This is a genomic window from Kitasatospora sp. NPDC087861 (genome assembly GCF_044742585.1).
GTDB lineage: Bacteria > Actinomycetota > Actinomycetes > Streptomycetales > Streptomycetaceae > Kitasatospora.
The window spans coordinates 1-7,438 of record NZ_JBIUUS010000083.1 but is presented as its reverse complement, the minus strand read 5'-3'; the positions used below and the strand labels follow the sequence as shown (position 1 = coordinate 7,438).

Here is a 7,438-nt window from a genome sequence, read left to right as displayed (position 1 = left end):
CGGGGGTGCCTCACAAATTCTTTTTTTTGACACCAAACAATTTTTGGTTTTTGGGCGGGGGGGGGGGGGGGGGGGGGGGGGGGGGGGGGTGTTTGGGGGGGGGGGGGGGGGTTTTTTTTTTTGGGGGGGGGGGGGGGGGGGGGGGGGGGGCGCCGGGGGGGGGCCCCCCCCCCCCCACGGCGCGTCAGGAGAAGAGCCGGCGCCAGGTGTCCGGGCCGGGGTAGCCGTCGGCCTCGGCGCCGCGCCAGCCCTGGGCCTGCTGGAACGCCTGGGTGGCCTTGCGGTCGGCCTCGCCCCAGCGCGGACCGGGGCCCTCGGTGTAGAAGCGGGCGCCGCCGCGCTGGACCAGCAGCCGGCCGAGCTTGGTGACGTACGCGTTGTTCGCGCCGGGGCCGAACGTGTCCGCGCCCGGGAAGGCCGTGGCGGCGGTGCCGTCGTCGCTGCCGCCGGACAGGCCGGTGCAGCGGTACGGGACGTAGGAGCCGGAGTTGTTCCAGTAGGCGTACGGGGTGTCGCGCTTCTTGGTGCCGGGGGAGGTCTGCTCGTAGGCGAGGTAGCGGGTGCGGGAGGAGTCCGCCCAGCCGCCGAAGATCACCACGTGCGAGCCGGCCTGCGGGTCGGCCGGGTTGTTGTAGACCAGCACGTCGCCGGGCTGGAGGTCGGCCTTGCCGATCCGCTCGGCGAAGTTCGGCAGGGTCCAGGTGGTCTGGCTGCTGCCGAGGCCCCAGGCCATCGAGACGAAGCCGGAGCAGTCCTGCCGGTAGCCGTCCGACCAGTAGCGGCCCATGCTGTACGGCACCTGCTGGTCGACCCAGCCCTGGGCGCGCTGGATGATCTGTGCCCGGGTGAGCGGCTGGGCGGCGGCGCGCGGGGCGGCGAAGGCGCGGGTACCGGAGGCTTCGCCGTAGAGGCCGCTCACCTCGCCCTGCGGGGTCTGCGGGGGCTGGGCGGCGGCGCTGCCGCCGCCCGGAGTGGGGCCGGGGATGGGGGCCGCGGCGGCCTGCCCGGCGGCGGCCGTGCCACCGCCTATCGCGGTGCCGACCGCGGCCATCAGCACCGCGGCCCGGCGGCGGATGCTGTGGGCTGCGGCGTGCCCGCCCTCGTGCACCGGTGCGGCGTGCAGCCGGGCGCGGCGGCGGGCGCTGCAGCCCCCGCATATGCAGTCCTCCTCCGGTTCGACCTCGTCGAACTCCAGCAGCGGGGACAGGTGGTCGGTACGGGTCATGCTCCGCCTCTTTCCTGCGGTCTTCCTGGTCGACGCCTGACGGCGTGACAGGACTGGCCTTCCCGGGCCGGCTCCGCGTGTTATCGGGACCAAAGTCCCAAAGCGGGCGGAACGTGGCGCGGCGGATTACGCCGGGTGGGTGACGACCGTTCGGCGGCCCGGGCGTGGCGCAGACGGGGCGGAGGAGGTAGGGGCGGTACGAACCCTGGTGGGTGGTCAGGCGCCGCGGGTGGGTGGGTTGGCCGGGGAGTATTCGGGATCGGTCCAGGTCAGCGGGGCGGCGTCGGCCAGTTCGAGGACGCCGGTGACGGTCAGTTCGACCGTCCGCTCGGCGCCCGGGGCGGCCTGCCGGGCCTCGGCGGACCAGTCCGTCCGGGCCTCGCCGGTGACCAGGAGCGCCCCGCCGGTCTCCCAGTCGGGCAGCAGCAGCCCGGCGCGCGGGTCCAGCTCCAGGTTGCCGAGGGTCAGGAACATGCTGTTGCCCGGGTACTCGGGCCAGCGCAGCCGGTCCGGCGCCACCGCCTGCAGGAAGCCCGGGAAGCCGCCCCGGTGGGAGGCGTCCACGCTGCCGTCCGGGCCGGTGGTGGCGATGAAGAAGGTGTCCACGGTGGCCGCGGTCAGCCGCTGCAGGGTGGACAGTACCGGCCCGGCGGTGACCGCGCGCGGCGCCCCGGCAGCCGGGCGGTCCTGCGGGCTGCGGCGCTGGATGTACTTCGGGCAGTTCGAGATCACCTGCTCGGCGGCGACGTTCAGGCCGCCCCGGCCGTCCGGGGTGGAGCGGCCGTTGAGCCGCATCCGGCGGCGGCCGGCCTGATCCAGCGCGATGGTGCCGACCCGGGCCGGGCGGGCCAGCGCCTCGGCCAGCGGGTCGGCCTCGGCCGGGTGGGCGGCGACCGCCATGGTCCGCTCGTCCGGGGCCCGTAGGAAGCCGGCCGGGCCGGTCAGCTGGGTGGCCCAGACCCGGCCGTCCCGGTCGGCGGCGCCGACGACCAGCATCCGGCGCTCGGTGAGGAAGCGGGCGGCCACCGGCGGGACGGTGTCGCGGATCGACCGGCCGACGTGGTCGGCGCGCTCGCTCACCCCGGCCCGGGCCTGGGCGGCCCGCTCGCCGCGGTGGTAGGGCGTGCTGGTGGTGGTCATGGCCGGCTCCCCCAAGCCCTAGAAGAAGCCGCAGGTCGGGGCGTCGGCGGTGGGCGCGGCGGCGGTGGTCCCGGCCACGCCGGTGCGGGTGTAGATCTCCAGTCGGATGCCGTCCGGGTCGGTGAAGAAGATGCCGCCGGAGGCCGAGCCCTCGCTGTGCGGGACGACGCCGTCGTAGGCGAAGCCGGTGCCCAGCTCGCGCAGCAGCGACTCGGCGGCGCGGACCTCGTCGAGGCTCTCGACCTCGAAGGAGAGGTGGTGCAGGCCGGGGGCGGTGGTGGCGAAGGTACCCTCGCTCTGCTGCCAGAGCGTCACCACCAGGCGGCCGTCCCGGCCGAGCAGGGCGAAACGGCGCTGCGGGTCGGTGCCCTGGTGGGTGACCTCCAGGCCGAACAGGGCGCGGTAGAAGTCGACCGAGCGGTCCAGGTCGGTGACGTTCAGGCCCACGTGGCCGGTCCGCAGGGTGTGGAGCAGGGTGGTGCCGGACATGCCTGATCACTCCCGGGGCTGGGGCGGCCGGCAAGGCCTCTGCCTAACCGGTACTCATAAAAGTATGGGTTAGGTGATGAGGCGTCAACCAGCATGGGGGCATGAAGGGGTTAGATCTGGGTGCGGGCAGGCGGAAGACCCGCCGGGCACGGAGCCCGACGGTTCGACGGGGACGGTTACTGCCACTCCCAGCGGATGCCGATGTGGCCGGGCTGCTGGTCCGGCGCCAGCACGTGGGCGCTCGCGGAGGCGCCGATCCAGAGCTGTTCGCGGCGGTGGTCGACGTCCGCGCCCGGCTCGCGGTCGTAGCGCTCGCAGTGCGCCGGGACGGCCGCCGGGTCGAAGTGCACCTGGAGCACGTACTCGCGCACCGGGGAGGCGAAGCGGCGGCTGTACTCCATCGTCGGGCCGCCCGGCGGGATCTCCACCTCGTACTCGAAGACCGTGCTGTCGCCGAGTGCCAGCGGGCGGTCCAGCATCAGCTCGCCGACGGTCAGGCCGACCTCCGGGCGACGCCGGACCCGACCCAGCCGGCCGTGCCGCACCGAGGTGATCTCCGGGCAGCCGGTGGCCTCCTCGTCGGCCTTGTGCACGACCAGGCAGCGGCCGACGCCGCCGACGGTGGCGCGCACCACCTGGCGCATCCGCAGCAGGTTGCCGCGCCGCTCGGCGTCCACGTAGTACGAGTCGTGGATGCTCAGCCGCTCCAGCTCGCCCGGCGGCGGGGCGTCCAGCTCGGCGAAGATGTCCGCGATCTGCTGCTCGCCGGGCCAGACGTCCTCCAGCCCGAGGTGGCAGGTGTTCGCGGCGGCGGCCCAGCGGCCGCGCGGGCGCGGGGGGCCGAGCAGTGAGGTGAGCGCGCTGTGCGGCAGCCCGAGCAGCTCCTCCAGCAGGTGGACGGCGCGCAGCGAGCTGGCCCGCTCGGGCTGGCTGCGTCCGCGTCTCCAGTAACTCAGCGTCGTGACACTGACCCTGACGCCACGTTGGGTGAGCGCGGCCCTGATCCGGTCCAGGCTGAGGCCGCTGGCCTCGATGGCCACGTGCAGGGTCTCCGCGAAGCCGCCCGTGGCGGCGGGCCGCCCGGCGGGCGGGGGCGCCGGCGCCGGTGCGGGTACGGACGGGCCGGGGTGCTCCGGGCGCAGCCCGACCAACCGGAGCCGCGCGGAGTCCTGAGGCTGCTGTGCGGCCATGCGGTAACCCTCCCCACCACGTGAGTCCGGTGGGAGCGGGGCGGTGTCGAGGCCCGCCACCGACGGCTTCACCGAGCTTTGGGGAACCCTATGCACGGTCGAGAGGCTACGTCATCAGGCGTGCGTATGACAGTGGTCACGGCAGGTGAACCGCAAGGTTATTGATCTTGAAACAGTGTGGAAACACGCGCTCCCGCCGCCGGCGCGGCGGGACGGACGCACACCGCCGGGGCGGGCCGTGTCGGCGCCGCCCCGGCGGGGGTCAGGTGGTGCTACCGGCTCGTGGTCAGTTGACGTTCAGCGCGACGTCGTCGATCACGAAGCTGGTCTGGTTGGAGCCGTCCTCGGTGCCGGTGAACTTGATGGTCACCGTCTGGCCGGCGAAGGAGGAGAGGTCCAGGGTGCGCTGCACGTAGCCGGCCGCGGCGTTCACGTTGGAGTACGTCGCCAGCGTGGTGCTGTTGGCCTGGACGGTCAGCTTGTCGTACGCGGTGGAGCCGGTCTCCGCGGTGTCGATGTGCAGCCAGAAGGTCAGGCTGGCGGACTTGCAGCCGGTCGGGATCGAGACGGTCTGCGACATGGTGTCGGTGTGGGCGCTGCCGTAGCCGTCCATCCAGGCCTTCCAGCTGCCCGAGTGGGCCGGCTGCGAGGAGCCGTTGTCGACGACGCCGCTGGAGGCCGTCCACGGGGCCGCGCTGCCGGTCTCGAAGCCGCCGTTGCCGACCAGCTGGGCCGCGGTGCAGCCGCCGGGCGGCGGGGTGGTGCCGCCGCCGAGCAGGGCGGTGGTCAGGCCGTCGGCGATCGGGGAGCCCCAGCCGGTGACCTGGTCGTAGCCCGCCTTGGCCGGGAAGTCCTGGTTGGACCCGCTGGTCACGTCGTGGAAGGCGCCGGCGGAGCCGCTGCCGTTCGCGACCGAGTACAGCCGGGGGCTCGCCTCGCCCAGGACCGGCTGGGAGGCCGCCTTGGCCTTCTGGTTGAACTGGGCCGCGTAGCCGGACCACAGCGGCGCGGCCGCGCTGGTGCCGCCGTAGACGTTCCAGGAGCCGCCCGTGTAGATCGCGAAGCCGCTCGCCGGGTCGGCGTTGGAGGAGACGTCGGGGACGGTGCGCATGGTGCCGCTGACCCCGGTGCCGGTCTGCCAGCTCGGCTTGCTGAACACGGTGGAGACGCCGCCGCCGGCGGTGCTCCAGGCGCTCTCCGAGGAGTAGGAGGTGCCGGACACCTTGAGGTTGGTGCCGCCGACACCGGTCTGGTGCGGGCTGGACGCCGGGAAGTCGACCGCCTTGACCGACGAGCCGCTGGTGGAGCGGGTGCAGTCGCGCGAGCCGTCGTCACCGGAGGCCGAGAAGATCGAGATGCCCTGGGCGGCGGCCTGCTTGAAGGCGTTGTCGACCGCCGTCATCGAGGCGGCGGTGGTGTCCGGCTCGCAGGAGCCCCACGAGATCGAGACGACCGAGACCTTGTTGTCGGCCACGATCTTGTTGGCCATGTCGATCTCGCCCTGGTCGCTGTTGGGCGCCTCGTAGACCAGCTGGGTGGCCTTCGGCGCCGCGCCGCGGACGATCTCGCTGTCCAGCTCGACCTCGCCCTGGCCCTGGCCGGGGGCGGAGTCGTAGTTGGCGCCGTCCACCGAGACCGTGGAGACCGCCGGGCCGCTCAGGCCGTACTGCGAGTCGTAGGTGGTCAGGTTGGCGGACTGGTAGCCGTCGAACTCCCAGAGGGCGACCGTCACGCCGGTGCCGTCGGCGCCGGTCTTGTTCAGGTTGTAGGCGCCGTCGTACTGCGACGGGCCGAAGCCGCTCGGGGTGGCGGAGGCCGCGTTCGGGGTGATCGAGTTCGGCTTGGCCAGGCGGTTCTTGCGCACCGCGTGGTTGTCCAGGCCGCTCACGCCCTGGACGATGCCGGCCAGGTCGGACGGGATCGAGGCGGCGGCGTCGTTGGCGAAGAAGGCCCGCTGCAGCTGCGGGTCGACGTAGGCGCTCTCGTGGGTGCCGAAGGCCTGCGAGACCTGCGCGGTGGTGCCGTGGGCGCTCACCACCTGGCGGTTGGCGCTCACCTCGGTGACGGTCAGGCCCTGGGCGGCCAGGTAGGCCTTGACCTGGTCGACGGAGGCCTGGGACGGCCCGAACTGGGCGGTGAACTGCTCCGGCGTCAGGTACTTGCCGAACTCCGGCGTGCCGGGCGTGGTGACCGCGGTGAGGAAGCGGTCCAGGGCGTCGGTGTTGCGCAGCTTCAGGCTGACGGCCACCGAGATCTGCTGCTCGGCCGGGACGTCACCCTTCTTCTCCGAGTGGGCCACCGCCGGGTTGACGGTGTTCGGGAGCGCGACGCGGGGTGCGGGGGCGGCCTGCGCGGTGGAGACGCCGAGCGAGACGGCGGTCAGGGGCAGTACGGCTATCGCCGCGGCGAGGGCAAGAGAGCGGGGGCGCAACGGATCCTCCTCTTGGCCGGCTGTGGGGGCCGGCAAGGGGCCAGGCGTTCCGGGGTCGAGAACGCTGGCTAGAACATGACAGAACCGGTAACGGAAGTGGTTCATGGTCAAGCAATTCGTTGCTAAAAAACAGTCAACTGTGGACGCCTGGAAATGCGGCTGTTCCATACAGTGAATGGCCGGAATTCCGGAACCGGTCCATACCAATGGGGGCAGGAGGGGCGGACGTAGAATCGGCTGGAGCCGAGGGAGAACGATGACTGACGTGATGGCGGACCCGAGGGACCCCCGACCGCTGATCGGTGAGCCGCTGGCGCTCGACCTGCTGAACACGCGGTGGTCCGGCACGCCCGTCAACGACCTGCTGGCCGCACCGGACGGGTACGAGATCTGGCTCTCCTCGGCCGGCCTCGCCGACCGCTGCCGGGTGGCCGATTCGGGGCTCGCGGCCCTGCGGGAGGCCCGTGAGACGCTCGTCGGCGCGGTCCAGGACCTCGACACCACCGGCGAGTTGGGGCCGGAGGCGGTGGCCGGGCTGAACGGCGTGCTGCGGCACGGGCGGCTGCGGCGGGAACTCGGCGGGCAGGGGCCGACCGAGCACGTCGAGGTGGACCGGGCGGAGTGGCTCGCGGCCTGGCTGGCGGTGGACGACTTCCTCGACCTGCTCGACCAGGGGGCGCACCGGATCAAGCAGTGCGCGCACGAGGCGTGCATTCTGCATTTCTTCGACACGTCGCAGAACGGGCGGCGCCGATGGTGCCGGATGGCGGTGTGCGGGAATCGGGCGAAGGCGGCGCGGCACTATGGGAAGGGCCGGGCCTGACCGACGGCCCGGCGGCGGGGCGGGGGGGGGGGGGGTCGCCCCCCCCCCCCCCGCCGGGGGGGGGGGGGGGGCCGGGCCGCGGGGGGGGGGGGGGGCCCCCCCCCCCCCCCGGGGGGGGGCCGGGGGGCCCCCGGGCGGGA

6 protein-coding genes are annotated in these 7,438 nt (G+C 73.4%); 1 reads left to right on the top strand and 5 read right to left on the bottom strand.

The features are described from left to right. Positions 1-184 precede the first annotated feature (184 nt). The 5 genes from ACIOJE_RS40900 to ACIOJE_RS40880 form a co-directional block, all read right to left on the bottom strand. On the bottom strand, positions 185-1,225 hold the full coding sequence (locus ACIOJE_RS40900; RefSeq protein ID WP_400783745.1) for a peptidoglycan-binding protein: 1,041 nt from the start codon (positions 1,223-1,225) through the stop codon (positions 185-187). 216 nt (positions 1,226-1,441) lie between these two features. Beyond that, complete coding sequence (locus tag ACIOJE_RS40895; RefSeq protein WP_400783743.1) at positions 1,442-2,365, bottom strand: pyridoxamine 5'-phosphate oxidase family protein; 924 nt, start codon at positions 2,363-2,365, stop codon at positions 1,442-1,444. A gap of 18 nt (positions 2,366-2,383) precedes the next feature. Continuing rightward, positions 2,384-2,854 carry a VOC family protein gene (locus ACIOJE_RS40890; protein ID WP_400783740.1) on the bottom strand — a complete coding sequence of 157 codons (471 nt, stop codon included), beginning with the start codon at positions 2,852-2,854 and terminating at the stop codon, positions 2,384-2,386. Between the two features lie 176 nt (positions 2,855-3,030). After that, positions 3,031-4,044, bottom strand: a complete 1,014-nt coding sequence (locus tag ACIOJE_RS40885; protein WP_280673931.1) for a hypothetical protein — start codon at positions 4,042-4,044, stop codon at positions 3,031-3,033. 286 nt (positions 4,045-4,330) lie between these two features. Then, positions 4,331-6,475 (bottom strand): protease pro-enzyme activation domain-containing protein, encoded by a 2,145-nt coding sequence (locus tag ACIOJE_RS40880; protein WP_280673932.1) that lies wholly within the window; start codon positions 6,473-6,475, stop codon positions 4,331-4,333. 256 nt (positions 6,476-6,731) lie between these two features. On the opposite strand from ACIOJE_RS40880, the gene ACIOJE_RS40875 reads away from it, so the two are divergent. Next, positions 6,732-7,298 carry a CGNR zinc finger domain-containing protein gene (locus ACIOJE_RS40875; RefSeq protein WP_400783736.1) on the top strand — a complete coding sequence of 189 codons (567 nt, stop codon included), beginning with the start codon at positions 6,732-6,734 and terminating at the stop codon, positions 7,296-7,298. Positions 7,299-7,438: the final 140 nt, after the last annotated feature.

Excerpts from the sequence above, each read along its gene's own strand:
- ACIOJE_RS40900 (WP_400783745.1), bottom strand. The coding sequence starts at position 1,225 with ATGACCCGTACCGACCACCTGTCCCCGCTGCTGGAGTTCGACGAGGTC.
- ACIOJE_RS40895 (WP_400783743.1), bottom strand. The coding sequence starts at position 2,365 with ATGACCACCACCAGCACGCCCTACCACCGCGGCGAGCGGGCCGCCCAG.
- ACIOJE_RS40890 (WP_400783740.1), bottom strand. The coding sequence starts at position 2,854 with ATGTCCGGCACCACCCTGCTCCACACCCTGCGGACCGGCCACGTGGGC.
- ACIOJE_RS40885 (WP_280673931.1), bottom strand. The coding sequence starts at position 4,044 with ATGGCCGCACAGCAGCCTCAGGACTCCGCGCGGCTCCGGTTGGTCGGG.
- ACIOJE_RS40875 (WP_400783736.1), top strand. The coding sequence starts at position 6,732 with ATGACTGACGTGATGGCGGACCCGAGGGACCCCCGACCGCTGATCGGT.